22 protein-coding genes are annotated in these 26,635 nt (G+C 32.9%); 13 read left to right on the top strand and 9 right to left on the bottom strand.

All coding sequences use genetic code 11. The features are described from left to right. Positions 1-38: 38 nt before the first annotated feature. Positions 39-2,465: a DUF5916 domain-containing protein gene (locus EB819_RS02315; protein WP_069799382.1), complete on the top strand. Its 2,427-nt coding sequence runs from the start codon at positions 39-41 to the stop codon at positions 2,463-2,465. Positions 2,466-2,540: 75 nt separating this feature from the next. Here EB819_RS02315 and pheS read toward each other — a convergent pair whose 3' ends face one another. Both pheS and EB819_RS02305 read right to left on the bottom strand, forming a co-directional pair. Next, positions 2,541-3,551: a phenylalanine--tRNA ligase subunit alpha gene (pheS, locus tag EB819_RS02310; protein WP_069799384.1), complete on the bottom strand. Its 1,011-nt coding sequence runs from the start codon at positions 3,549-3,551 to the stop codon at positions 2,541-2,543. Positions 3,552-3,706: 155 nt separating this feature from the next. Then, positions 3,707-4,363, bottom strand: coding sequence for a YceI family protein (locus tag EB819_RS02305; RefSeq protein WP_069799386.1), 657 nt, complete (start codon positions 4,361-4,363; stop codon positions 3,707-3,709). 91 nt (positions 4,364-4,454) lie between these two features. Between EB819_RS02305 and EB819_RS02300 the strand changes: the two genes are divergently transcribed. Continuing rightward, positions 4,455-5,393 (top strand): sulfate/molybdate ABC transporter ATP-binding protein, encoded by a 939-nt coding sequence (locus EB819_RS02300; protein ID WP_069799388.1) that lies wholly within the window; start codon positions 4,455-4,457, stop codon positions 5,391-5,393. A 306-nt stretch (positions 5,394-5,699) separates the two neighbouring features. Here the strand turns inward: EB819_RS02300 and EB819_RS02295 are convergent, their stop codons facing one another. Then, the gene (locus EB819_RS02295; protein ID WP_069799390.1) at positions 5,700-6,032 is read right to left on the bottom strand and encodes a zinc ribbon domain-containing protein YjdM; all 333 of its coding nucleotides are present in this window, start codon (positions 6,030-6,032) and stop codon (positions 5,700-5,702) included. 24 nt (positions 6,033-6,056) lie between these two features. Then, positions 6,057-6,800: a DUF3575 domain-containing protein gene (locus EB819_RS02290; protein WP_069799392.1), complete on the bottom strand. Its 744-nt coding sequence runs from the start codon at positions 6,798-6,800 to the stop codon at positions 6,057-6,059. Between the two features lie 111 nt (positions 6,801-6,911). On the opposite strand from EB819_RS02290, the gene EB819_RS02285 reads away from it, so the two are divergent. The 10 genes from EB819_RS02285 to EB819_RS02240 all read left to right on the top strand — a co-directional run bounded on the left by EB819_RS02285 (position 6,912) and on the right by EB819_RS02240 (position 18,382). Then, the gene (locus EB819_RS02285) at positions 6,912-7,280 is read left to right on the top strand and encodes a hypothetical protein (RefSeq protein ID WP_069799394.1); all 369 of its coding nucleotides are present in this window, start codon (positions 6,912-6,914) and stop codon (positions 7,278-7,280) included. A gap of 71 nt (positions 7,281-7,351) precedes the next feature. Next, on the top strand, positions 7,352-8,554 hold the full coding sequence (locus EB819_RS02280) for an RsmB/NOP family class I SAM-dependent RNA methyltransferase (RefSeq protein ID WP_069799396.1): 1,203 nt from the start codon (positions 7,352-7,354) through the stop codon (positions 8,552-8,554). Positions 8,555-8,800: 246 nt separating this feature from the next. Continuing rightward, positions 8,801-10,471 (top strand): asparagine synthase B, encoded by a 1,671-nt coding sequence (asnB, locus tag EB819_RS02275; protein ID WP_069799398.1) that lies wholly within the window; start codon positions 8,801-8,803, stop codon positions 10,469-10,471. 102 nt (positions 10,472-10,573) lie between these two features. After that, positions 10,574-11,380 carry a GLPGLI family protein gene (locus EB819_RS02270; protein ID WP_069799400.1) on the top strand — a complete coding sequence of 269 codons (807 nt, stop codon included), beginning with the start codon at positions 10,574-10,576 and terminating at the stop codon, positions 11,378-11,380. Positions 11,381-11,533: 153 nt separating this feature from the next. Next, positions 11,534-12,409 (top strand): carbon-nitrogen hydrolase, encoded by an 876-nt coding sequence (locus tag EB819_RS02265; protein WP_069799402.1) that lies wholly within the window; start codon positions 11,534-11,536, stop codon positions 12,407-12,409. Then, positions 12,409-13,464 (top strand): agmatine deiminase family protein, encoded by a 1,056-nt coding sequence (locus EB819_RS02260; RefSeq protein WP_069799403.1) that lies wholly within the window; start codon positions 12,409-12,411, stop codon positions 13,462-13,464. The genes EB819_RS02265 and EB819_RS02260 overlap by 1 nt, the downstream gene beginning before the upstream one ends. Before the next feature lie 51 nt (positions 13,465-13,515). Next, positions 13,516-14,913, top strand: a complete 1,398-nt coding sequence (locus EB819_RS02255; protein ID WP_069799405.1) for an MFS transporter — start codon at positions 13,516-13,518, stop codon at positions 14,911-14,913. Between the two features lie 69 nt (positions 14,914-14,982). After that, positions 14,983-16,440 carry a sodium:solute symporter gene (locus tag EB819_RS02250; RefSeq protein ID WP_069799407.1) on the top strand — a complete coding sequence of 486 codons (1,458 nt, stop codon included), beginning with the start codon at positions 14,983-14,985 and terminating at the stop codon, positions 16,438-16,440. Positions 16,441-16,562: 122 nt separating this feature from the next. After that, on the top strand, positions 16,563-17,414 hold the full coding sequence (locus tag EB819_RS02245) for a transketolase (protein ID WP_069799409.1): 852 nt from the start codon (positions 16,563-16,565) through the stop codon (positions 17,412-17,414). Positions 17,415-17,434: 20 nt separating this feature from the next. Further along, positions 17,435-18,382 (top strand): transketolase family protein, encoded by a 948-nt coding sequence (locus tag EB819_RS02240; protein ID WP_069799411.1) that lies wholly within the window; start codon positions 17,435-17,437, stop codon positions 18,380-18,382. Positions 18,383-18,464: 82 nt separating this feature from the next. Here the strand turns inward: EB819_RS02240 and ric are convergent, their stop codons facing one another. The 5 genes from ric to EB819_RS02215 all read right to left on the bottom strand — a co-directional run bounded on the left by ric (position 18,465) and on the right by EB819_RS02215 (position 25,599). After that, positions 18,465-19,184, bottom strand: coding sequence for an iron-sulfur cluster repair di-iron protein (ric, locus tag EB819_RS02235; RefSeq protein ID WP_069799412.1), 720 nt, complete (start codon positions 19,182-19,184; stop codon positions 18,465-18,467). A gap of 95 nt (positions 19,185-19,279) precedes the next feature. Continuing rightward, positions 19,280-19,714 (bottom strand): RrF2 family transcriptional regulator, encoded by a 435-nt coding sequence (locus tag EB819_RS02230; RefSeq protein ID WP_069799414.1) that lies wholly within the window; start codon positions 19,712-19,714, stop codon positions 19,280-19,282. Between the two features lie 63 nt (positions 19,715-19,777). Beyond that, positions 19,778-20,152: a hypothetical protein gene (locus tag EB819_RS02225; RefSeq protein WP_069799416.1), complete on the bottom strand. Its 375-nt coding sequence runs from the start codon at positions 20,150-20,152 to the stop codon at positions 19,778-19,780. Positions 20,153-20,221: 69 nt separating this feature from the next. Further along, the gene (locus EB819_RS02220) at positions 20,222-20,692 is read right to left on the bottom strand and encodes an Lrp/AsnC family transcriptional regulator (protein WP_069799418.1); all 471 of its coding nucleotides are present in this window, start codon (positions 20,690-20,692) and stop codon (positions 20,222-20,224) included. Between the two features lie 134 nt (positions 20,693-20,826). Beyond that, positions 20,827-25,599, bottom strand: a complete 4,773-nt coding sequence (locus EB819_RS02215; protein WP_069799420.1) for a translocation/assembly module TamB domain-containing protein — start codon at positions 25,597-25,599, stop codon at positions 20,827-20,829. 5 nt (positions 25,600-25,604) lie between these two features. Here EB819_RS02215 and tsaD point away from each other — a divergent pair, with 5 nt between their 5' ends. After that, the gene (gene tsaD / locus EB819_RS02210) at positions 25,605-26,621 is read left to right on the top strand and encodes a tRNA (adenosine(37)-N6)-threonylcarbamoyltransferase complex transferase subunit TsaD (RefSeq protein ID WP_069799422.1); all 1,017 of its coding nucleotides are present in this window, start codon (positions 25,605-25,607) and stop codon (positions 26,619-26,621) included. Positions 26,622-26,635: the final 14 nt, after the last annotated feature.

Below are 26,635 nucleotides of genomic sequence, written 5' to 3'. Positions count from 1 at the left end.
AAAATTTTTTGCAACTAATTTCTTTAAATAAAAAATACATGAAAGTTCAAATCATCATCTTATTCACTTTTCTTTTTGTTGGTTTTTCCTCGGCACAAGAAGAAAAAACCGAAAACATTACCCGGAAAACCATCAACGCGGTAAGAGCAGAAAAAGCGCCAAAGATTGATGGAATTTTAGATGATGAAATTTGGAAAAACGCACCTATTGCCAATGATTTTATAGAACTAAGACCTAATAATGGCAAAGCTGAAAATCCTGATTTCAAAACAGAAGTAAAAGTCGCTTATGACGATACTGGGATTTATGTTTCTGCGATGATGTATGATAAAGAACCTTCTAAAATCGGGAAAGAACTCACCGAAAGAGACAATATAGGAAATGATGATTTCTTCGTACTTTTTATTAATGGATATAATGATAAACAGCAGAGTTTAGAACTCTTTGTAACTGCAGCAGGTGTACAAGCAGACAGCAAAATTACCAATCAAAATGGTGAAGATTTTTCATGGAACGGAATTTGGTATTCTGGCGTGAAAATTTTAGAAAACGGTTGGTCTGTTGAGATGAAAATCCCATATTTCGAGATGAGATTTCCTAAAAGCGAGAAACAACAGTGGGGAATTAATTTTTTCAGACAAATTAATCGATTGCAAACCGCTTATACATGGAATCATGTGAATAATCAAAAAGGAAGCTTCTTATTATATGACGGAATTCTAAACGGCGTAGAAAATATACAAACGCCTACCAGATTGTCATTCCTTCCTTATTTTTCGAGTTATGTAAATTATTTTGACGGAAAAACCACTACCAACATCAATGGCGGAATGGACGTGAAATATGGAATTAATGACGCTTTTACACTAGACACCACTTTAATTCCCGATTTTGGACAAGCCAATTTTGATGCTACCGTTTTAAATTTAGGACCATTTGAACAACAGTTCAGTGAACAGCGATCGTTTTTCAATGAAGGAACAGAGCTTTTCAACAAAGGAAATATGTTTTATTCCAGAAGAATTGGTGGTTTCCCAAGTAAGTTTCCTCAACTTGCAGCCGATGAAGAATTTGCAGAAAATCCAGAAAAAGTAAAACTTTTTAACGCTACTAAAATTTCAGGAAGAACCAAAAAAGGCTTAGGAATTGGATTTTTCAATGCCATTACCGAAAAAACGGAAGCTTCCATCAGAAATATCAACACTGGCGAAATCAGAAAAGAAGTAACAGAACCTTTGGCGAATTACAATGTCTTTGTTTTAGACCAAAGATTTCGTGAAAATTCTTCGGTTTCCCTCATCAATACAAGTGTGATGAGAAGCGGAGATTTCAGAGATGCTAATGCAACTGGAGTTTTCCTTGACTTAACCAATAAGAAAAATACATTTTCTGTATTCGGTTCTACAGAGGGAAGTTGGGTTTTCGAAAATCAAAAACAAAAATTCGGTTTTGAAGGAAGTGCTGGTTTTAACCAAATTATTAAAGGGCATCAATTCGGCGCAGAAGTTTTCTTGAGAGATAAAAATTATGACATTAACGATCTTGGATTTACTGGACAAACCAATTATGTGAATTATAGCGCCAATTATAATTACCGTTATTTGCAACCAAAAGGCAATATCAATCAATTGAATTACAGTATTAAAGTAAACAATAACAGAAGATTAGAAACCGATTTATTTGCAGATTTCGTGATTCACCAAAATTTACAAATTACCAATAAAAAGTTTTTCAATTTCGGAGGAGGATTGATGGTAAAACCTATCGGAACCAATGACATTTACGAACCTAGAACCTTCGGAAAATATCTTTTCATTCCGGCAATGTATAATCCATGGGTTTTTGCCAATACAGACGAAAGAAAAAAATTCAAAATCGGTGGTTTTGTAGAATTTTATAAATATAACGAAGACAAGAGAATTACGTACATTTCAGAAATCAATACCCGATATCGATTTAATGACCATTTCTCTATTTTCCACACTTTAAATTATGCTAATTTCAATAATGAAACTGGATTTGTAGGAAAAGATGCCACGAACATTTTCATTGGCCGAAGATTAAGAAATTCAGTAGAAAACAGTGTTTCTTCTCAATATACTTTTAATGAAAAAATGGCGATTAACCTTACTTTCCGTCATTATTTTTCGGAAGTTGCTTACAGACAATTTTACACGTTAAAAGATAATGGAGAACTCAATCCAGACACTACTTTCGCCGAAAACAAAGATGGAACCTTCAATTCATGGAACTTGGATTTACGTTACAGTTGGTGGTTTGCGCCAGGTTCACAGCTGACTTTACTGTATAGAAATCAAGCTCAAAATTTCTTAGATGTAGCGAGATTAAGCATGAGAGATAATTTTGACCGATTATTTAACGAACCTATGATTAACAATATTTCGCTCAGAATTACTTATTTCTTAGACTACAACAGAGCAAAAAATTGGTTCAAAAAATCTTAAAAATAAAAAAGCGTTCAAAAAATTTTGAACGCTTTCTTTTTATCATTTCTGAAAATTTCAATAATAAATTCTAATTTATAAATGCCCGAATTGCTCTAGCATTCTCTTATCATTTTCGAAAAACATTCTGATGTCTCCCAATTGATAAAGCAACATTACGATTCTCTCAATTCCCATTCCGAATGCGTAACCAGAGTATTTATCCGCATCGATATTTACATTTTTAAGAACGGCAGGATCTACCATTCCGCAACCCATAATTTCTAACCAACCGGTTCCTTTGGTAATTCTGTAATCGGTTTCAGAATTCAATCCCCAATAAACATCTACTTCTGCACTTGGTTCTGTAAAAGGAAAATAAGAAGGTCTCATTCTGATTTTTGATTTTCCGAAAAGTTCTGTAGTGAAAAACTGTAAAGTTTGTTTCAAATCTGCAAAACTCACGTTTTCATCAATATATAAACCTTCTATTTGGTGGAAAATACAGTGTGAACGAGAAGAAATCGCTTCGTTACGGAAAACTCTTCCCGGAGAAAGAATTCTAATTGGCGGCTGATTTTCTTCCATGTGACGAATTTGCACCGATGAAGTATGCGTTCTTAATAAAACATCTGGATTTTGCTCAATAAAGAATGTATCTTGCATATCTCTTGCAGGATGATATTCTGGTAAATTAAGCGCAGTAAAATTGTGCCAATCATCTTCTATTTCTGGTCCATCAGAAACTGCAAAACCAATAGATTTAAAAATCTCAATAATTCTGCCTTTTACTAAATTAATAGGATGACGAGAACCCAATTCCAACGGAAAAGCAGGTTTCGTAAGGTCTTCTTTTTCGATAATAATTTGGCTAGAAGTAGCTTCTTTCAACTCTTCTAACTTAGTATTCACGGCTTGTTTGAGTGTATTGATTTTTTGACCAAATTCTTTTTTCTGTTCATTCGGAACTTCTTTAAATTTTTCGAAAAAATCATTTAAAATTCCCTTTTTCCCATTGAATTTGATACGAAATTGTTCAATTTCGTCTTTGTTAGTAGAAGTAAAACCTTGCACTTCTTTCAATAACTCATCTATCTTATCTAACATCGGTTTGTTTTATAGAATTGCAAAAATACGGATTTTAATTTTTAACCACAAAAACCATCACAGAATAATCCCGAACTTAAGTCATAAAAAAAGAACTCACAAAACTGCGAGTTCCTATTTTTTTCACTTGGTTATTTTTACTTGGCTCTTGAGAATTACTTGCTTTCTAAAGCTTTTACCAAAATCTGAAGATTAATTTCTTTGTTTAGCAAACCATTTTCTAGAGGAAGTTCAAATTTCAACCCGAAATCTTCTCTGTTAATATCTGTTGGTTCACTTGCAATGCTTACATTTCCGTCAGCTACCGTTACATTTGCTTTAAACTGAACTGGTTTTGTGATGCCTTTAATCGTAAGATTTCCTTCTAAAAGCGTGTTGTAATCTCCAGCTGCATTTTTGGTTACTTTGGTAATTTCATAAGAAGCGGTAGGAAATTTTTCTACCTCGAAGAAATCTCCACTTTTCAGATGACCTTCTAATTTAGCTTTCATTTCTTGGTCATCTTTTAAATCTATATTTTCTAGTGTGGTAATATCTGCCACGAATTTTCCTGATTGCAGTTTACCATCTTTTACAGTAACATCTCCACTTTCAAATTTTATCTCTCCGAAATGTGTGGTTTGATCAGACTTTAGCACTTTATAACCTTTCCACTCTATTCTACTGTTCATGGTGTCTACTTTGTAGAGCACACCGTCAGTTTCGGTTAAAACTTCATTGGCTTCGCTGGTTACAGGTTTATCTTTACCACAAGAAATCACTAAAAAAGAGAGGACTAAAACTCCAAAAACGCTATATAAATTCTTTTTCATTTTTAACTGTTTTTTATCATTTTACTTCTGCTAAAGTAAGAAATTTCTCTTCAAATTTTCAAAAATTCTTTTATTATGCTTATTTTTGTATATGCTTTTGAATGTTAGAAACTTATATTTCGGTTACAAACCCGGAACTTTACTTTTCAGAAATATCAATCTTTCTGTAGAAAAAGGTAAAATTATTGCTTTGGCTGGCGAATCTGGCTGTGGAAAATCTACTCTTCTTAATATTATTTACGGTTTGTTTGATTGGCAAAGCGGAGAAATTTATTTGGAAGACGAAAGACTTTTCGGACCGAAAGGAAACATTGTTCCAGGAGAACTCGGCATGAAGTTGGTTTCTCAAAATTATGATTTAATGCCTTATCTTACTGTTTCCGAAAATATTGGGAAATTTATTTCTAACACCAATCTTTCCGAGAAAAAGCAAAAAATTCAGGAACTTTTACAAGTAGTTGGACTAGAAGATTACGCTCATGTTTTGCCAAAAAATTTAAGTGGTGGTCAGCAACAGCGAGTTGCGATTGCGAGAGCGCTTTCTGTAATGCCAAAACTGCTTTTATTAGATGAACCTTTCAGCAATTTGGATTATTCCAGAAAAATGGAATTGAGAGAGCGTTTGTTTAATTATGCTAAAGAACATGAACTTTCTGTGATGATTTCTACTCACGAAATTCAAGAAATTCTTCCTTGGACAGACCAAATTATTGTACTACAAGAAGGAAGATTGATTCAAAATGACAACGCTGAAGAAACTTTCAGAAATCCTTATAATGCTTATGTAGCAAAACTTCTGGGCGAAGTAAATACCATTTCCGAAGAAGAAAAATCTGTACTCAACGTTTCTAAAAATTATTTCTTCCCGCATCAAATTAAAATCACCGAAAATGGTTTAGATGCTCAAATTGTAGAAAGCAGATTTGCAGGAAACCATTATTGGAACAAGATTTTAGTTCATAATATTCCGCTTGTTATGTATTCAGAAAACAAATTGGAGGGAAATATTAAGGTTGAGATTAAGGATTAGGTAAAGGTAAAAGTTGAGTTTAAAATTCATCGTTTAGAACATCCAACTAAAATTTCATTTTATTTCTAGAAAATTTATTAATTTTGTCTTCCCTGAAAAACGTAAGGAAATTTTTGGTTAATTCTCTTTCTGCCTTGATGGACTGAAATTAGATTCGTTTCATACGAACAATCAAAGTCTTAGAAAAGAACCCTGCCAAATCTTTCCTTTTTTTTTAGAAATTGTGCTAATTTCCTCGAATTATACAAATTTTGCCAAATCAGTAATTTGAGTAATTCGAGAAAATTTGTGCAAATTAAAATGTTCTTAAGCTTTCTTCACAAATTCAGACTTCAATGCCATTGCTCCGAAACCATCTATTTTACAATCGATATTGTGATCTGAACCTGGTCTTAATCTAATATTTTTCACCTTAGTTCCAGCTTTTACAGGTTTTGGCGCTCCTTTTACTGGTAAATCTTTAATAACTACCACAGAATCACCATTTTGCAATTCATTTCCGTTGCTATCGAAAATTTTATCTTCTGCACCTACTTCTGCAGGATCGAACTCGTGGAAACATTGACTGCAAACCAAAAGATTGTCTTGTTCGTAGGTAAATTCGCTTCCACATTTTGGGCAAGGCATTAATTCACTCATTTTTTTATTTTTTGCAAAGTTACTTTAAAATCTGTAACCTAAAGAAATCCCTGCTCTTAAACCAGCCCAAGGTCCGTCTACTTTTAGATTAGCACCATTTGCATTTACAGTAGCTTTGTATTTTACCACTGGAATATCTAAGTTGTCTAATTCATCCTGAACTTGCTGTTGCTCAACTGAAGTTAATGTTCTATCTGTAATACCATCTAAATCTCCGGTTGATGTTCCATAATGAGCACCTAAAAACCATGCATCTAAAACGAAATTATCTTTTTTGCCTAAAAACCATTGCGCACCGATTAACAAACCTGCACTGTGAGCTGTAGAATTTCCTTTGAAAGTAACGTCTACGGTATCATACACTACTCCATTGATTTCCACATCTATGGTTTCTGTAAAATTTGAAACTTTGAAGGTAGAATATCTATAATAAGGAGCTAAATAAAAACCATGACCATAACCTTTTTTTCCTAAATAAAATCTGGTTTCTAAAGTAGCATTGCTTCCACCGAGTTCTACTTCTTCTAAATTCACCTCACTATCATTGGGTAAAAGTGAAGAAAATGGCAATTTACCTTCTGGTATCATTCCATAACTTACAGACAGTGAAAATGTTTTGGTAAAAACTCTTTCATAATTCAATTGAAAATTCTTAAAAGCAAATGCAGTAACATTGGTTTTGATAATGTTTCTTCTTTGCGTGTCATCTTCCTGAGCATTCATACTTAAACTCAGTAAAAATAATGTTCCTAATAGTAGTTTTCTCATTTATTTTGATTTTCGGCAAATATATTAATTTGATTGAAGATGGAAGAATGGATGCTAGAAGTTTTTGATTTGATATAAAAAATATTCTTAATTTTAAAGAAATTTTTAATCATGAAATACTTTATTTTTATTATCATATTATTCACTTTTATTTCATGTGATCCTGGTTATGCATATTACATAAGTAATAATTCAGAAAAAGATATTTATATATATACCAATCCACCTATAAGAGTATATGACAAAAATATTTATGGTAGAGAACTAGATTCTGCTATTATTAAACCTAAAGAAACATTTAGAATATTTGGGAGTATTGGTTATGGTGGCGGTGAAGATAGTTTTCCTTTTCATCAAATAATTATTAATAAAGAGAATGATTCAATCGTTTTAAAAGATAAATCAGAAATCAATTCTAAATTCAATCAAAACAAAAAGAAAAGATTATTTTCAACAAGTTATACAATAATTGTTAATTAGCTTTTTATCCTTATTTTTGCAAAGAAATAGCAGAAAGCAGAAAGCCGACTGCCGAAAGCAATTCAGAAACTATGCAATTAATCCACAGAAATCTACTCATCGGTATTCACGATGCACTACAAGAAACTTTTTTCGAAAAAAATAAATACGCAGATAAAGTTATAGAAAGACTTTTGAAAGCTCATAAAAAATGGGGAAGCGATGACAGAAAAGTAGTTTCTGAAATTTTCTACAACATTATCCGTTGGAAAAAACGCCTAGAATATTACATTGGAGAAGGCGCAAAACCCAATAACATTTATAGACTTATACTAGCCTATTTGCTTTGGAGCGAAACAGAATATAAAAAATTCGAAGAATTTCAAGGGATAAAAGTTGCGGATATTATTACCAAATTAAAGAAAGGAACCGTTCCTACTAAAGCTTTTGAACATTCTATCCCAGATTGGTTGGTAGAAACTTTAGAAAAAGAACTTGGTGAAAACTGGGAAAAAGAAATGATTGCGCTAAATGAACAAGCGCCAACTATTTTGCGTGCTAATTCTTTGAAAACCTCAACAAAACACTTAATCGAAGAACTAAAACACGAAAATGTAGAAAGTTTTCAAGTTCCAGGCTTCGAAAATGCAGTGCAGTTGGAAGAAAAGAAAAATGTGTTCCTAACTTCGGCTTTTAAAGATGGCTTTTTTGAAGTACAAGATGCTGGTTCGCAAAAAATTGGAGAATTTCTAGATGTAAAACCAGGAATGCGTGTAGTAGACGCTTGTGCTGGAGCTGGCGGAAAAACCCTTCACCTTGCTGCTTTGATGGAAAACAAAGGTCAAATCATTGCTATGGATATTCACGGTTGGAAATTAGCCGAACTTAAACGTAGAGCAAAAAGAGCGGGAGCTCACAATATAGAAACCAGAGAAATTACAGATAATAAAGTCATCAAAAGACTTCACGAAAAAGCAGACAGACTTTTGATAGACGCACCGTGTTCTGGTTTAGGCGTTTTGAAAAGAAACCCAGATTCTAAATGGAAAATAGACCAGGATTTCATCGATAGAATTAGAAAAGAGCAAGAAACCATTCTTCAAGATTATTCTAAAATCATTAAAAAAGGTGGAAAAATGGTTTACGCCACTTGTTCTATCTTGCCAAGTGAAAACAATGAACAGGTAGAAAATTTCTTGAAAAACAATCCTGATTTCAAATTAGTAAAAGAAGAAAAAGTAATGCCAAGTACAGGTTTTGACGGATTTTACATGGCGCTGATTGAGAGAGTTTAAATAAACTTCAAAACATAGCTTCTAAAGCAACCTTTATGTAAGGTTGCTTTTTTTATTTTTTCAACTTAAAAAAATTCGCATCCTTGTTTCAAAACAAGCGTTTAAATTAAAATATTTCTAAATTAAATTTAATTAGTTAAAATAATTAACCAATTTTAATATTTTATTTTTATTTATAAACTTTAAATCTATTTTTGCATACGAAACGTAAACATTTAATCAACTTTAAAATTATTTATAAAAGATATGTGCGGAATTGTATGCTTGTTTGATGCGAAACAAAAAACAGACGCTCTGCGTCCTCAGATATTAGAAATGTCTAAAAAAATTAGACACCGCGGTCCAGATTGGAGCGGAATTTTCCAATCAGAAAAAACCGTATTTTCTCACGAAAGACTAGCAATCGTAGACCCAACTTCTGGGAAACAACCTCTATTTACAAAAGACGGAAAAGTAGTTTTGGCAGTAAATGGCGAAATCTACAACCACCAAGAACTCAGAAAAGAATTCCCTGATTATGAATTCCTTACTCAGTCTGATTGTGAAGTTATCTTGGCACTTTATAGAAAATATGGCAAAGATTTTATTGAAAAACTCAACGGGATTTTTGCATTTTCACTTTATGACATTGAAAATGATATTTATTTAATCGCAAGAGATCACATGGGAATTTGTCCGCTTTATCAAGGTTGGGACAAACACGGAAACTATTATGTAGCTTCTGAACTGAAAGCTTTAGAAGGCGTTTGTAATAAAATTGAAACTTTTTTACCAGGGCATTTTGTATACAGCAAAGACGGTCAAGAATTGCAACAATGGTACAAAAGAGATTGGGAAGATTTTGAAGATGTAAAAGACAATGAAACCAGCATTGCTGCCATTAGAAAAGGATTGGAAGATGCAGTACACAGACAAATGATGAGTGATGTTCCTTATGGAGTTTTACTTTCTGGAGGTTTAGATTCTTCTATTATTTCTGCAATTGCGGCAAAATATGCAAAAAAACGCATCGAAAGTGGAGACGAACAAGAAGCTTGGTACCCTAGATTACACAGTTTTGCAGTAGGTTTAGAAGGTTCTCCAGATTTGGCGGCTGCACAAAAAGCTGCGGAACATATTGGCTCTGTTCACCACGAAATCCACTTTACCGTTCAAGAAGGTTTAGACGCAGTAAAAGATGTAATTTATCACCTCGAAACGTATGATGTAACCACAGTAAGAGCTTCTACACCGATGTATTTAATGGCGAGAGTGATTAAATCAATGGGAATTAAAATGGTACTTTCTGGTGAAGGAAGCGATGAACTTTTTGGTGGATATTTATATTTTCACAAAGCTCCCAATGCTAAAGAATTCCATGATGAAACGGTAAGAAAACTAGGGAAATTACACTTATACGATTGTTTGAGAGCCAACAAAGCATTGATGAGTTGGGGAATTGAAGGAAGAGTTCCTTTCTTGGACAAAGAATTTATGGATATTGCCATGACCGTAAATCCTGCGGATAAAATGGTTACTGCTCACGAACCCAAAATTGAAAAATGGTTATTGAGAAAAGCTTTTGAAGATTTGTTACCAGAATCGATTGCTTGGAGACAAAAAGAACAGTTTTCTGACGGAGTTGGTTATAGCTGGATTGACACTTTAAAAGAAATTGCCGAAAAAGAAGTGACTGATGAAATGATGGCGAATGCAAAATTCCGTTTTCCTCAAAACACTCCACAAAACAAAGAAGAATACAGATACAGAACAATTTTTGAGGAGCATTTCCCAAGTGAAACCGCTGCTTTAACCGTTCCTTCCGTTCCATCAGTAGCTTGTTCTACACCAATTGCGCTAGAATGGGACGAAGCTTTCAAAAAAATGAATGATCCGAGCGGAAGAGCCGTGATTTCCGTTCATGAAGATTCTTATTAAAAATTGTTATTCAAAATTTGATATGAAGAGAAGTCTGTCCAAATTTTTTGGGCAGACTTTTTTATGTAAAAAATTTACTAAATTTATAGAAAAATCAAAGCCATGAAAAAAACCTTTATTTTCAGTTTTCTATTATTGAATATTTTAATATTTTCTCAAATCAACAGATTTTATTATGAATTAAACTATAAACCAAACAAAGACTCTAGCAAAATTGAAAAACTTCTTACAGTTCTTGATATTAAAGATGGCAAATCACTTTATCTAAACCAAGAACTTGCTGTTCATGATTCAATTATTACTGCGTCAAACGAAAACCCTTCTAAATTCGAACTGTTTGATTGGAAAACCTTTTCCAATAATTCACCTAAAAACTCTGTCAAAATTATTAAAGAAAATGGCATTGTAACACAAAAAGAAGTAATAGGAGAAGTTCAGAATTTTAATTATGTAGAAAAGATAAATTTTAATTGGATACTTAGCAACGAATATCAAAAAATAGAAAATTATAACACTCAAAAAGCCACAACAGATTTTGGTGGACGAAAATGGAATGCTTGGTTTACTACCGAAATCCCCATCAATGATGGCCCATATAAATTCTTTGGACTCCCAGGTTTAATTGTAAAAATTGAAGATTCAGAAAAAGAGTATTCATGGACATTGAAAGGAAATTATTTTTGCAAAGAAAATTGTTCTTTCCAACAAGAATCGCACAACGAAAAATACATTAAAACAATTAAAGTATCTAAAGAAAATTTTCTAAAACTTAAAACCAATTATAAAAAAGACCCTTTACAAGGCGCTGACGTGGCAAATCCAGAAATAAACCCAACTTTTATCAAAGAATACAAAGAAAGATTGCTAAAAAAAATAAATTATTACAACAATCCTATTGAAAGAGATTAATGAGTTTAAACAATAAAAGAAAGTCTGTCAATAAAATTTGAACAGGCTTTTTTGTAATTTGTAAGACTAAAAACCATAATTTGATTAAGCATTAAAAAAATCATATTTTTGCATAGAATTTGTATCAAAATAGAAATTTAAAAATTCCAAAAAATGTCAAAAGTAAAAGTAGGCACAGTGCAAATGACCTGTGTAAAAGATAAAAACGAAAATCTGCAAAAAGCCATCGAAAAAATAAGAGAAGCTGCTGCAAAAGGTGCTCAAATTGTTTGTTTACAAGAACTTTTCACGTCACTTTATTTTTGTGATGTAGAAGATTACGACAATTTCGATTTAGCAGAAGCCATTCCTGGACCTTCTACAGATGCGTTGAGTGCTGTTGCCAAAGAATTAGGCGTGGTAATTATTGCTTCGCTTTTCGAAAAAAGAGCGCAAGGTTTGTATCACAACACCACTGCAATTTTAGACGCAGACGGAACTTATCTTGGGAAATACAGAAAAATGCACATTCCGGATGATCCTGCTTTTTACGAAAAATTCTATTTCACTCCTGGAGATTTAGGTTATAAAGTTTTTCAAACCAAATTTGCGAAAATTGGTGTTTTAATTTGTTGGGATCAGTGGTATCCAGAAGCTTCTAGAATCACTGCATTGATGGGAGCTGATATCCTCTTTTACCCTACCGCAATTGGTTGGGCAACAGACCAAGACGAAGAAACCAACGCAGACCAATATAACGCTTGGCAAACCATACAAAGAAGTCACGCTGTTGCAAATGGAGTCCCTGTAGTTTCTGTAAACCGAGTTGGTTTTGAACAAGATGGTGCTATGAAATTCTGGGGCGGAAGTTTCGTTGCTAATGCTCAAGGTAAATTATTGTATCTCGCATCTCACGACCAAGAAGAAGTAGTAGTTACTGAATTAGATTTATCTCAAACTGATTATTTCCGTAAACACTGGCCTTTCTTGAGAGACAGAAGAATAGATTCTTATCAACCTATTGTTAAAAGATTTATTGACGAAGACTAATGATTGATCTAACAAAAACCCCGAAATCACAAGGCTACGTTTTTCCGGCAGAATGGGAAGAGCACGAAGCTACTTGGCTTTCTTGGCCTCATAAGGAAGAATCTTGGCCAGGTAAATTAGAAGAAATTTATCCTTATTACTGTCAATTTATTAAAATTCTTTCCGAAGACGAATTCGTGAGAATTAATGTAAAAGACGAAGAAATGAGAAAATTTGTGATGGATTGTATCATGCAAGCTGGTGCAAATCTCGAAAATATTGAATTCTATTTCCACGAAACCAACGATGCATGGTGCAGAGATCACGGTCCCGCTTTTTTGATTAATAAAAATGGTAACGAACCAGAAAAAGCAATCGTAGATTGGGGTTATAACGCTTGGGGAAATAAATATCCTCCGTTTGATTTGGATGATGTAATTCCTACAAAAATCGGGAAAGAATTTGACATTCCTGTCTTTTATCCCGGAATCGTAATGGAAGGTGGAAGCGTAGAATTTAACGGAAAAGGCACTATTTTGACATCAAAATCTTGTCTTTTGAATGAAAATAGAAATCCTCATCTTTCAAAAGAAGAAATTGAAGAATATCTTAAAAATTATTACGGACAAGAGCAAGTTCTTTGGGTAAGTGACGGAATTATTGGTGATGATACCGATGGACACATCGATGACACCGTTCGTTTTGTGAATGAAAACACTGTTTTAACCGTTGTAGAAGATAATCCTGAAGACGAAAACTACGAAATCCTGCAAACCAACCTCAGAGAATTGCAAGAAATGAAACTTTTAGATGGCTCTCCTTTAAATATTATTGAGTTGCCAATGCCAGATCCTGTAATTTGGGAAGACCAAAGATTGCCAGCTTCTTATGCTAATTTTTACATCTCGAATAAGCATGTTATTGTACCAACTTATAGATGTAGCAAAGACGAAATAGCTTTAGAAATCATCCAAAAATGTTTCCCAGAAAGAAAAGTGGTAGGTATAGATTCCACAGAAATTATTTGGGGATTAGGCAGTTTTCATTGTTTAAGCCAACAAGAACCATTAGTATAAACTATCAAAACCTGCAAATTAGCAGGTTTTATTTTTTGTAAATTTGATGTAATGAAACCACAGATTGAAAATATAGAAACCACCAAAAAAATTCTTCCATTAATATTGGCTACTGCTATTTTTATGCAAATGCTAGATTCTACGATTCTCAATACTTCTCTACCATCCATTGCAAAAGATTTGAACGAGTCACCGCTCAATATGCAAAATGCTATTATCAGCTATGTTTTGACATTAGCCTTATTTATGCCTGTTAGCGGATTTTTGGCAGATAAATTCGGGACGAAAAAAGTATTTATTATTTCTTTAATTCTATTCAGTTTAGGTTCTCTTTTGTGTTCACTTTCCCCAAATTTAACTGTTTTGGTTGTTTCAAGAGTCATACAAGGAATTGGAGGAAGTTTAATGACACCAGTTGGTAAATTAGCACTTATCAAAACTTTTGACAAAAGTGAATTATTGAAAGCGATGAATTTCGCCATTATCCCCGCTTTAATTGGCCCAGTTCTCGGTCCATTAATTGGAGGTTATATGGTAGATTATCTTTCTTGGCATTGGATATTTTTAATGAATCTACCAATTGGAATTTTAGGAATTGTGCTGAGTGTAAAATATATGCCAAATTACTTTTCAAAAATCATAGATTTTGATTTTAAAGGTTTTCTATTTTTTGCAGCAGCGTCTTTGTTGCTTTCTATATCACTAGAATGGATGGGTAATGCTAAAAATATAACTCCTGTTCTATTGGTATTTTTAATGGGTTTTATTTTTATTTATCTCTATTACAGACACGCCAAAAAAGAAGAAAATCCTATTTTCCCCTTAGAATTATTCATGGTAAGAACCTTCAGAGTGGGATTTTTAGGAAATCTAGCTACCAGATTAGGCATAAGCTCAATTCCGCTTTTGATTCCTTTGATGATTCAAATTGCTTACGGACAATCTGCTGTAGTTTCTGGATGGATTGTAGCTCCGATGGCAATCACTGCCATGTTTGGAAAATCTGCCGTTATTAAAATCCTGAATCGTTTTGGCTACAGAAAAACATTGATGTTCAATACTTTTCTTATTGGAACACTCATTTGTTTAATGGCAATCCCAGGAATTAACACATCTATTTATTGGTTTATACCTTTAATTTTGGTTTTAGGATTTTTTAATTCTATTCAATTTACCTCTATGAATACTATTTCTATTTCGGATTTACGAGATAGTCACACGAGTAGTGGAAACTCTTTAATTTCTGTAAATCAACAAATTGCCATAGGATTTGGAATTGCATTTGGTTTAATCATTTTAAAACTTTTTGAAGGTGATACGCAACTTATCAAAGGAAACATTCACAATGCTTTTCGATATACTTTTTTGGTGATGGGAATTCTCACTATTTTATCTGGTTTCGTCTTTAGAAGACTCCATTTCAGAGATGGCGATAATATGAAATCTTAAAATCTTTCCCTGAAATAACTTTCTGAAAACGCTAAAAAAACTATATTTGCTCAACTTAAAATCAAATCAATGAATCCAGTTTTTGTAGGAGTAATTTTATCCGTTTATTTTCTGGCGCTACTTGGCGTTTCTTACTACACTTCTAGAAATGCAAATAACCAAACATTTTTTATAGGAAATAAAAATTCTAACTGGCTTTTAGTAGCTTTTGGAATGATTGGCACTTCCCTTTCTGGAGTAACATTTGTGTCGGTTCCTGGAACGGTAGGAACAGGTGGTTTTACTTATTTCCAAGTAGTTTTAGGTTATTTTTTAGGATATTTTGTAGTGGCATTTGTCTTACTTCCTTTGTATTATAAACTGAAACTCACTTCTATTTACACTTACCTCAACGAAAGATTTGGGTTTAATTCTTACCAAACTGGCGCTATTTTTTTCATTATTTCTAGAACTTTAGGCGCCACTGCTCGTTTGTATTTGGTTATCAATATTTTAGACTTACTTATTTTCCATAATGACATTACGAAAGCTACCGATATTTCTTGGAGTTTTGTTGCCATTTCTGTCGCTATTTTATTAATGATTTTAGCTTATACTTTTAAAGGTGGTGTGAAAACTATCGTTTGGACAGACACTTTGCAGACCGTTTTCATGTTAGGAGCATTGCTTATTACTGTAGGTTATATCCTTACCAAAATGAATTTAGGAATTGGCGAAACGTGGACTCAATTTCAAGGTTTGGGTTATGATAATATGTTTGTTTTAGATATTAATTCTAAAGATTTTTTCTTAAAATCAATTCTCGGAGGAATGTTCATTACCATTTCTATGACAGGTCTTGACCAAGAAATGATGCAAAAAAATATTTCCATCGAAAAATTAGGAAATTCACAGAAAAACATGTTCACTTTTTCGGTGGTAATGGTGATTGTAAATTTCATTTTCCTTTTTATGGGCGGACTTCTTTATATGTACGCTGCTCAAATTGGAGTAGATGCAAAAGGAGACGATTTATATCCTATTTTAGCGTTCCAAAAAATGTCGCCCATTATTGGTGTGGTTTTCATTATTGGACTTATTTCTGCGCTATTTCCTTCTGCAGATGGTGCAATTACAGCACTTACTTCTTCATTTTGTATTGATATTTTAGGCATCAACAGAAATCAAAAATCAGAAGTTGAAAATTCTAAAACCAGAAAAATAGTTCACCTAACGTTTACTTTAATTTTCTTGATTTTGGTTATTATTTTTAAAGTTATCAATGACAAATCCATCATTGGCTTAATTCTAAAAATCGCAGGATATACTTATGGTCCACTTTTGGGCTTATTCGCATTTGGAATTCTGACTAAACATCAGATTAAAGATAAATTGACACTTTGGGTTTGTTTAGCGGCACCCATCATCACTTATGCACTCAGTACTTATCTAGAAAAAGCAGAATACGCCTACCAAATAGGAATAGAAGTCTTAATTATTAACGGCATCATCACCTTTTTAGGACTTTGGCTCATCAGAAAGAAATAAATTTTAAAAAATTCGGTAAATCATTGCCGAATTTTTTATTTCAAAAAGTAAGAAATCTTTTCATTTTTAATTCTTTCATGCCCCTTAAATTTAGTAAATTTGCAAAACTTATTTTATAAATCATGAGTAAATCTATTGAAGAGTTAAAAGCTCAGGCAACACAAATCAGAAGAGACATTTTAAGAATGGTTCACGCCGTAAATTCAGGACACCCAGGTGGAAGTCTTGGCTGTGTAGAATATTTCACAGCGCTTTATGGCAAAGTGATGAACTACAAACTCCCTTTCTCTATGGAAGGAAAAGGCGAAGATCATTTCTACCTTTCTAACGGTCACATTTCTCCCGTTTTCTATTCTACATTAGCAAGAAACGGATTTTTCCCAATTTCTGAACTTTCTACTTTTAGAAAATTAAATTCTAGATTGCAAGGTCACCCAACTACACACGAACATTTAGAAGGCATCAGAATGAGTTCTGGTTCTCTTGGTCAAGGTTTATCTGTAGGAATAGGAGTAGCTTTAGCTAAAAAATTAGATGGAGATTCATCTTTAGTGTATACCCTTCATGGAGATGGAGAATTACAAGAAGGACAAATCTGGGAAGCATTAATGTTTGCTGCTGCTAAAAAAGTAGACAACTTAATTTCTACAATAGATTATAACGGAAGACAAATCGATGGTGATACAGATGATGTATTATCTCTAGGAGATTTAAATGCTAAATTAAGAGCTTTCGGTTGGGAAGTTTTAGAAGAGAAAAACGGTAACGATTTAGAAGCGGTAATTGCAGTTTTAGAACATGCAAAATCTAAAACAGGAAACGGAAAACCAGTCGCCATCATTCTTCATACAGAAATGGGACAAGGTGTAGATTTTATGATGGGATCTCACTCTTGGCACGGAAAAGCTCCGAATGATGCTCAGTTAGAAAGTGCACTTTCTCAACTTTATGTAGAAACCGAAGCAGATTATTAATTCTTCTAAATTTAATACACATGAAATTTACATACACAGAAAAAAAAGATACAAGAAGTGGTTTTGGAGCAGGTTTAGCTGAATTAGCAGACAAAAATCCAAATGTAGTAGCACTTTGTGCCGACTTAATCGGTTCTCTAAAAATGGAGAAATTCATAGAAAAAGCTCCAGAAAGATTTGTACAAACAGGTATTGCAGAAGCAAATATGATGGGTATTGCTGCTGGTTTAGCTACTGCTGGTAAAATTCCTTTCGCAGGAACATTTGCTAATTTTGCAACTTCTAGAGTTTTAGACCAAGTTCGTCAATCTATCGCTTACTCTAATAAAAATGTAAAAATTGCAGCTTCTCACGCTGGTTTAACTTTAGGAGAAGATGGTGCAACTCACCAAGTTTTAGAAGATATCGGTCAAATGAAAATGTTACCAGGAATGGTAGTTATCAATCCTTGTGACTATAACCAAACCAAACAAGCTACTCTAGCTGCGGCTGAATATGAAGGTCCAGTTTATTTAAGATTTGGTAGACCTGTAGTTCCTGTTTTCATTCCAGAAGATATGCCTTTCGAAATTGGTAAAGGAATTTTACTACAAGAAGGAAAAGATGTTACGATTGTAGCAACCGGACATTTAGTTTGGGAATCTCTTCTAGCTGCTGAAGAATTAGAAAAAGAAGGAATTTCTTGTGAAGTGATTAACATTCACACCATCAAACCTTTAGATGAAGAAATCATTCTAAAATCTGTAGAAAAAACGGGTAAAATTGTGACTGCAGAAGAGCACAATTACTTAGGTGGTTTAGGTGAATCTGTAGCAGGAATGTTATCTAGAAAAAAACCAACTCCACAAGAGTTTGTTGCCGTAAATGATACTTTCGGAGAAAGTGGAACTCCAGCAGAATTAATGCACAAATACGAAATAGATGCAGAAGCTGTAGTAAAAGCGGTAAAAAGAGTTTTAGCAAGATAATTTAATTTAACTTATCATAACATATAAAATAACCCTAGAAGTTTTTCTAGGGTTATTTTTTGAAAAAACAATTAAAGTGAATTTAATTTTGCAATTCTTTTTGCAACTCAATTGCTTTTGGAAACAGAATATTATTCTCTAAATGGATATGAGTATGTAAATTTTCTTCGAATTCCTGAAGCATTTTATAAGTAACCTGATGCGTGTTACATGCATCTGCAGGTGGTGTATATTGATTTAAAAGTTGGGCTATTTTTTCGAAACGATCTCCTTCATTTTCGTGTTCATGTTTCATCATCTCAATTGGATTTTCTACTGCTCCAAAATGTGGTTTTGGTAATTCTACGCCTCTTCTTTTTGCTTCTACCATGTTTCTAATGAACGGAAATAATACCAATTCTTCTTTTTTCATGTGAGCTCCTAAATCTTCGGCAGATTGTTTAAACAATTCGTGAACTTCAATTAGCTCTGGATATCTATCGCCTTTTACTCTTCTTAATTTATCTAAAAACTGAAGCAAATAAATGGTTTTTTCTTCTACATAACGGTGGTGCGTTTTCTCGATATAATCTGACAATAAATCTAAATCCCAAGCTTTAAAATCGATGTTCTGAGTTGCATTTTGCGTTACTCTTTCTAAATCTGCATAAATATCTTCTGGATTTTTCTTTTTCACTGCACAAACTTCTTCTATACTTCTATTTCCTTTGCAACAAAAATCGATTCCGTATTTTTTAAATACAGCTGCTGTTCTAAAATCTTCGGCTACAATTCCGCCTATTGTTTTGTCTTTTATTTCCATATTTTTTTCTTTTTTGACAAGACAAAAATACAAAAATATTTTAATAGGACAAATTTATCCGAATTAAATTTTAGAAATAAAAAAAAGAACTATCTCTAGTTCTTTAAGAAGGCAATGCCTTGTTCTGTTTTAAGCGCCATATCATAGACTGATATTTCACTGAGAGAATCTCTTAATTCTTCCCTTATTCCTTTGAATTTATCGTGAAAAGGACATGGTTTCTCTGAAGTACATTTTTCTAAACCAAATGCACATCTCGTTAGAATATCTGGACCATCTGTTGCGAGTACAATTTCTATGAGTTTAATCTTATCAATCTTGTCTAATTCTACCGAAAAACCACCTTGTTTTCCTTTATTAGACGTCAATATCCCCTTCTTAGAAAGAGGTTGTAGAATTTTTGCAACAAAAGCTTCTGGAGCGTTTGTAGCTTCAGCGATTTGTTTTACATTGGTTTTTTTACCAGCAAGAGCTTCTTGTGCTATATAAATTACCGATTTTATAGCGTATTCGCAAGCTTTAGAAAACATTTTTAGTTATTTTAATCATCATTACGACATCAAAGTTAAGCAATTTATTCGGATTTTTTTATCTTATTTGAAAAAATTCCATTTTGGTATGATTGCCAATAAACCTAATGCCACATAAGAAAACAGCGTAAACAAATCTGAATATAGCATGGTAGAAAGATAAAACTCATGCAAGTAAAAATGAAACAGAATTGCTACTGGAAATAAGATTACGCCTATTTTTCTATAAAAATAAATGCCCACAATTGATAAAAGTCCGATAATATCTACTGCGAAAATCAAATAAAAATACCAAACTGGAATATTAATGTCTGTTTTCTGAAAATACTCGGTAAGATCTACTCCTATTCCTAAAAAAGATAATGCTACCATAAAGAAAATGGCAACATAAAAAAAAGTAGTTTTTTGAGGATTATTGTCAAAATAATTATCTTCCATTCTTTCTAAATTTATAAAAAAAGCTTTTGAAAATTCAAAAGCTTTATACTTTGCGAAAATAATAAATTATTAAACAGAAATAGCATTAATTAATCTATTTTTATCACTTAGGAACTCTTCCATAGAAATCATAGATTCAGTTCTCATAACATCTTGAATGTCATCTATTTGATAAATGATTCTTTTAGCGTCTTCTGTATTTTTAGCTCTTACCTTGCAGAAGATGTTATACTTACCAGAAATTACGCTTGCTTCTACTACATTTGGAATAGACGCTAATTCTTTAAGAACTTCTTGAGTTCTGTTAGATTTGGTTAATAAAATTCCAATGAATGCAGTAAAATGATAATCTAATTTACCATAATCTATATTTAAAGAAGAACCCAGGATAATTCCTGCATCTTCCATTTTCTTTACTCTTACGTGAATAGTACCTGCAGACACATCCATCTGTTTAGCGATTTCAGTGAAAGGCATTCTTGTATTTTCTACTAAAAAATCTAAGATTTTTTTGTCTATTTCATCTAATTGATAATTCATACCAGTATTTTTAGATTATTAAATTTATAAAAATTGCTATCTTTTTTTGCAAATTTAGGAAATTTAATTGAAATGATAAAATATTATTTTGACAAAAAAACATTGATTTTTATCAGAAAATTTCTAAAAATCTATTACTTAGCAGAATCAATTTTAATGGTTTCGGGTTTATTTTTATTAGAATTCTTTAAAGAATCTTTCACTTTATTTTTCTTTTTGAACAGATTATTAAAGCTTTTACTATACACTACACCCGCTCCATAGGTTTGGTTGGCTGTAGAATTTAGCGTAGTTCCTAAACCTAAGTTAGAAGGCTTAGAATAAGCTCTAAGGATTAATGAACCATCATTTTTCTTAGACACATCATATTCTATAATTCCTTCACCAGAAAGATAATTTCCGTAGGTATTTTCGGTTTTTGCAACAGGAATTCCAAAACCAGTTTTTAAGGTTACTCTTGGCGAAAGAATAAAATTACCGCCAATATTGGCTCTATCTGCTGTATTAGAAGCTTGGTCACCTTTGATGTAATTCAAGTCAATTTGGAACTGCTCACTAATCGTATTGATTACGTTGCCCAATTGTTTTAAAACCAAATTATACCCCAAATCAGAACCCACATTCCCAATATTGATATTTCCAAATCCACCTGTATTAGAAGTATTGAAATTATTGAGAAGCAATACAGAACCGAATTGTAGCGTTTTTTCGTCATTATTGCTCATTCTTACCGTCAAAGCTTCTTTTACCTGAGAAGAAACATCTGGCGCTTGAACATCAAACTCAATTTTAGGATTTCTAAGATTTTGGGTGATTTTTGTTTGAAGCATTACATTAATCGGCGGCAAATTACCAACGCCTAAATATTCTGTAGCATTAGAAACTGTTCTGTAATAATTTGCAGTAATATTTAATGCCGGATTAAATGGATCTCCATCCCAAGAAATGCTACTAAATTTATCAATTTGGAAGGTTTTTTCTAGAATTGCTTTAGAAATATACGTTCCGTTTTCCACAGAATATGTTCCATCAAGAGAAATTCTTCCATTTGGTTTCATGACAAATTTTAATTTATCTGAATCTCCTCTCACCACAATATCTCCGATATCATCTCCCACCAAAACACTTACAGTAGAACCTTTGTCAACACTCAAAAGAAGGTTAATATCCATATTTACCCCTTTTTTCGTTCCTTCATCAATACTTACCACACCTGTTTTGTCTTCTTTTAAGAATCTGAGCATTTTAAACTCATCGACAGAAGAAGTGGTATTACTATTAAGAGTGAAAATACTGTTATTCAAAATTTGGAAAGGCTCTGAATCTGTTGGCGTATCTTTACCTGCAGTAATACTGAGTTTCCCATTATCAAAACCTACATACAAGTCGCCTTTTCCATAAATTTTACCCCAGAATAAATCAAAATCGCTTTGTTTGGTATCCAAAAGCATCAAATTATCCGAAGTAATTAAGACGTTGGCTCCAATATTAGAAAGATTACTCAAATTAATCTGCGCCAATGAAAGCGTTCCCGAAGAATTATTTCTTCCATCCTTAATTTTCACAGGTTCAGTAACTAAAATGTTTCCGTTTTGCAACAAGACAGTAGCATCAGCAAAAGTATAATCTACTCCATTAAAATTAACTTTCAGTCCAAAATCCTTTAAAGCAACATCTCCGCCGTAATTAATATCATTCAACGGACCGTTAATCGCTACAACTCCAGTTGCTTTCCCACGGAAATTAGAGAATATATTAGTCACAAATGCTTGCACAAACCCAAGATTAAATTCTTGCAAATCTGCGGTTAAATTTAAAGTAGGAGAAGTGGTATTATTATCTATAGTTCCCGTAACTTCTAATTGATTTTTTCCTAAAAATTCAGAAGAAAGGATTTTTGCATTAATGTCAAAAATATTAGGTTGAGCACTATTTTTCGCAGAAATCACCATATCTCCCAATTGTTTTCCGCTTAAGAAAATATCTTTAACTTTTAAATCAACCAAAGGTTCGAAGCTGGTTTTGCTCATCTTCAACTGTATGTTTCCATTGGCAATTCCTTTTAGGTCAAGATTTCCTTTTTGGCTCGGTAATAAATCTAAAATTTTAGAAATTTCTACATTTTTCACATCTATATCTGCGGTGAAATCTTTGGCATCTTTATAAGTCGCTTCCTTTACAAATAATTCGCTGTCCTCAGAATATAATCGAAGATTTTTAATAAGAAAATCTCCCGTTTTTTTACGATAAGTTATGCTATGATTGAGTTCTGGAGAGGTGTCTACATTCCAAGTAAAATTGTTCAGCTTCAGTTCTGTTGGATTAAATTTCACCACATAATCTCCATTTGCATCTACACTTTGATTGAGATTAATGGCATAAGATTTCATGGCATCATTTTGCTCATCTTCTAGCGTTCCAAGTTTAAAATTAGCAATCAAATGCAATCTTTCATCATTCTCATTTTCCCCAAAAAGTGTTACATCTTTTAATACATTTTTGCTGTATTCTACCCTACCAATATTGGCGAAAATTTGTTCAGAAGGATTTGCTGTATTGATTCTGATGGTGATATTATTAATCATCGCAGAATCTTTGGTCACCTTGTTTTCGTCTAGTTTATATTCTGGATTTGCTTGCGCCAAAAGTCTGTCTGCTTGAGAAATCTCTTGTTTTTTAGTCAAAATATATTTCAGTGAAGTCGAATTAAGATTCAGCACTAAATCATTGGTGTTTCCGTTATACGAACCGTCAATTTTCGCACCTTCAGGAATTTTTAAATTCGGCTCAAAATAATTCACCAGTTTTTGACTCACATCAAAATTATAGGTAAACTGTTGACCTTTGTACAATCTTCTTTGTGGATTTCCGACCAAAATTTTATCAAAACCATTTTGGAACATTTTTCCTAAATCTCCCAAATTATATTTTCCAGAAATGTTTCCTTTTACCACATTCGGAATATCTGCATCTACAATTCTATTTCCGTTTTCGAAGTAGGCTTTTACGCTACCATTCGGAACGTCTATTTTTTGGTCACCTGCATAGAAAATCACATTATTGAGTTGCGCATCAAGATTCATATCATTCAAATCTTTGAAAGCTAATTTCCCATCAATATTTCCACTGAAAACAGATTTTCCGTTACCTTGAACTCCGAAATAACTCAAATTAAGATAATCTATATTTCCTTTGATATCCGCAAAAAGTCTTGGCGTAGAAAAGTCAATTTTTCCAGTTATTTTTCCTTTTGCTTCTTCATCATTAATGGTGATAATTCCGTTATATTGTTTTTTGTCAAGCGTTCCGTCTAGATATAGATTGTTAATGGTTTTTCCTGTGATATCAATTTTAGAAATATTAGATTTGGTTCTTAAAGTCAAGGTATTAACATCAAAACCTCTTCCATCTACATTAAATCTCCCCGAAATTAAACCTACCGTATTGTTTTTAGTAATCGCAGAAGTATTGAAATCTTTCACGTCTAAAACACCAAGATATCGAGGATTTTGTTGGTCAATATCAGACAAAACAATATCTGCATTTGCTCTACCAATAGTTGTAATAGCATTTCCTTTGGCAATTACTCTTTTTGGCGTAACATCTACCGCACCTTTGTATTGAATTCTTCCGAAAGGATCTGCGAAATTCTTCATTTTATTGGCTACGAAACTCGGAACCATCGCTCGAAGCGCAGGATAAGTAAAATTGGTAGAAATATTATTGGTTACAATATTAAAATTCCCTTTCAATAAATTTCTAAACTTAGTATTTGGCGTGTAAATATTTACATTTTCGCCTGTTAAAAGGAAATCATTGAGCCTGAAATTATTCAGCGGTCCATTCATGTCTCCCGAAAGATTGATGGCGGTATAATTATCCCATTTAGTAACAAAATAGGAAATATCATAGCCTGAAACAGCACTTCCGCGCTTCATTTTCATTTCCCAATTCACTTTATTATTGAAATCTTGCCACTTGGTTTCTTTGTCTAAATGAAAAGTAAGGTCACCTTGTAAAAGCGAATGATCGGTATAAAGTGTTAAATCCTTTAAACTCAAAAATTCTTTAGACATCGAGAAATCTGTAGAAAAAGTATCTAAAGTGTGTACTTTTCCCCATCTTTTGGTCTTAAAACTAAGATTATTAATTCTAGCAGAAATATCTGGTCCAGAAATATTAAGATGTGGTGCAATAAGATTTACATTTTCAGCTTGCAACCATTTTCCTTCGTCTCCATCATGATTTTGATTAATGATAGAAATTTTAGAATTTAAAATAACAACTCTAGAATTGAGTTTGAAAGGTGGTTTTTTAGGATCACTTGGTTTTCCACTATCAAATTTGGTAATAAATCTGTTAAAATTATCAATAGAATCACCTTTATAAGTCACCACTTTTACATCTGCCTCAGAAAGCGTCAACGTAGAGAAATCAAGTTGTCTAGATTTTCCAATTTTCAAGATTGATAACCAGTCAGAATCTGCTCTAAATTGCTTAGCAAAGATTAAATCATTACTTCTGTGGTCTTTTATTCTAAGACCATGAATGATAACATCTCCCAGAATATTCACTTCTACTTTTTCTTTGGAAATTTTTACTCCAAAGTCTTCTTCCAAAAATCCTAAAGCATAATTTGCAGCACGATCCTTAGTTGCAGGAAGATTGATAATAATTAAAAAAGTAAGAAATAAAAAAGACGCAATTGCGGCAAACCAAAGGAACAATTTGGCCCACCAAGAAAACTTTTGTACATCTTCTACAGCCTGAGCAACAGTTTCTTTGGCAGCTTCTACAGGATGTTCTATAGTGTGTTTTACGCCTTCTGCAACATCAGTTATTTTTTCACCAACTTTTTCTGAAATTGGTTTGTTGTTTTCGGAGTTATTATTTTCTAAATTTGCCATTAATTATGAATGAACCAATTATTTTAGGAATAGAATCTTCTTGTGATGATACTTCTGCTGCCATTATTAACGGAAATAAAATCCTTTCTAATATAGCAGCGAATCAAACGGTACACCAAGAATATGGTGGCGTAGTTCCAGAATTGGCTTCTAGAGCCCACCAACAAAACATTATTCCTGTAGTGGAAAAATCCTTCACTAAAGCAAATATACAACAAAAAGATATTTCTGCCATAGGATTTACTCGCGGACCTGGACTTTTAGGTTCTCTACTTGTAGGAACTTCTTTTGCCAAATCATTAGCGATGAGTTTAGATGTCCCATTGATTGAAGTTAACCATCTTCAGGCACATATTCTTTGCCACTTTATCGAAGATGCAAATCCGATGCCACCAAAATTTCCATTTTTGTGTCTTACCGTTTCTGGAGGACACACTATGATTGTTTTGGTGAAAGATTATTTTGATATGGAAATCATTGGGAAAACCATTGATGATGCAGCTGGTGAAGCTTTTGACAAAATCGGAAAAATCATGGGATTAGATTATCCTGCAGGTCCAATTATCGATAAACTCGCTAAATTAGGAAATCCAGATGCTTTCACTTTTGGAAAACCTAAACTCGAAAACTACGATTATTCATTCAGCGGAATTAAAACTTCGGTTTTATATTTCCTTCAAAAACAGTTGAAAGAAAACCCAAATTTCATTCAAGAAAATGTAGAAAATCTTTGCGCTTCTGTTCAGAAAACCATCATCGATGTTCTGATGAAAAAATTAGAAAAAGCTGCTAAAGATTACGATGTAAAAGAAGTAGCGATTGCAGGTGGAGTTTCTGCTAATTCTGGCTTGAGAGAAGCCATGCAGAACAATGTAGAAAAATTAGGCTGGAACGTTTACATCCCAAAATTTGAATACACTACAGACAATGCAGCAATGATTGCCATGGTAGCAAAACTAAAATTCGAGCGTGGAGAATTTACAGATTTAAGAACCAGCGCAACTGCAAGATATGATATGTAATGATGTTGGATGAT

The sequence above is a fragment of the Cloacibacterium normanense genome (assembly GCF_003860565.1).
Classification (GTDB): Bacteria; Bacteroidota; Bacteroidia; order Flavobacteriales; family Weeksellaceae; genus Cloacibacterium; species Cloacibacterium normanense.
This window is presented reverse-complemented; position numbering and strand designations above follow the sequence as displayed.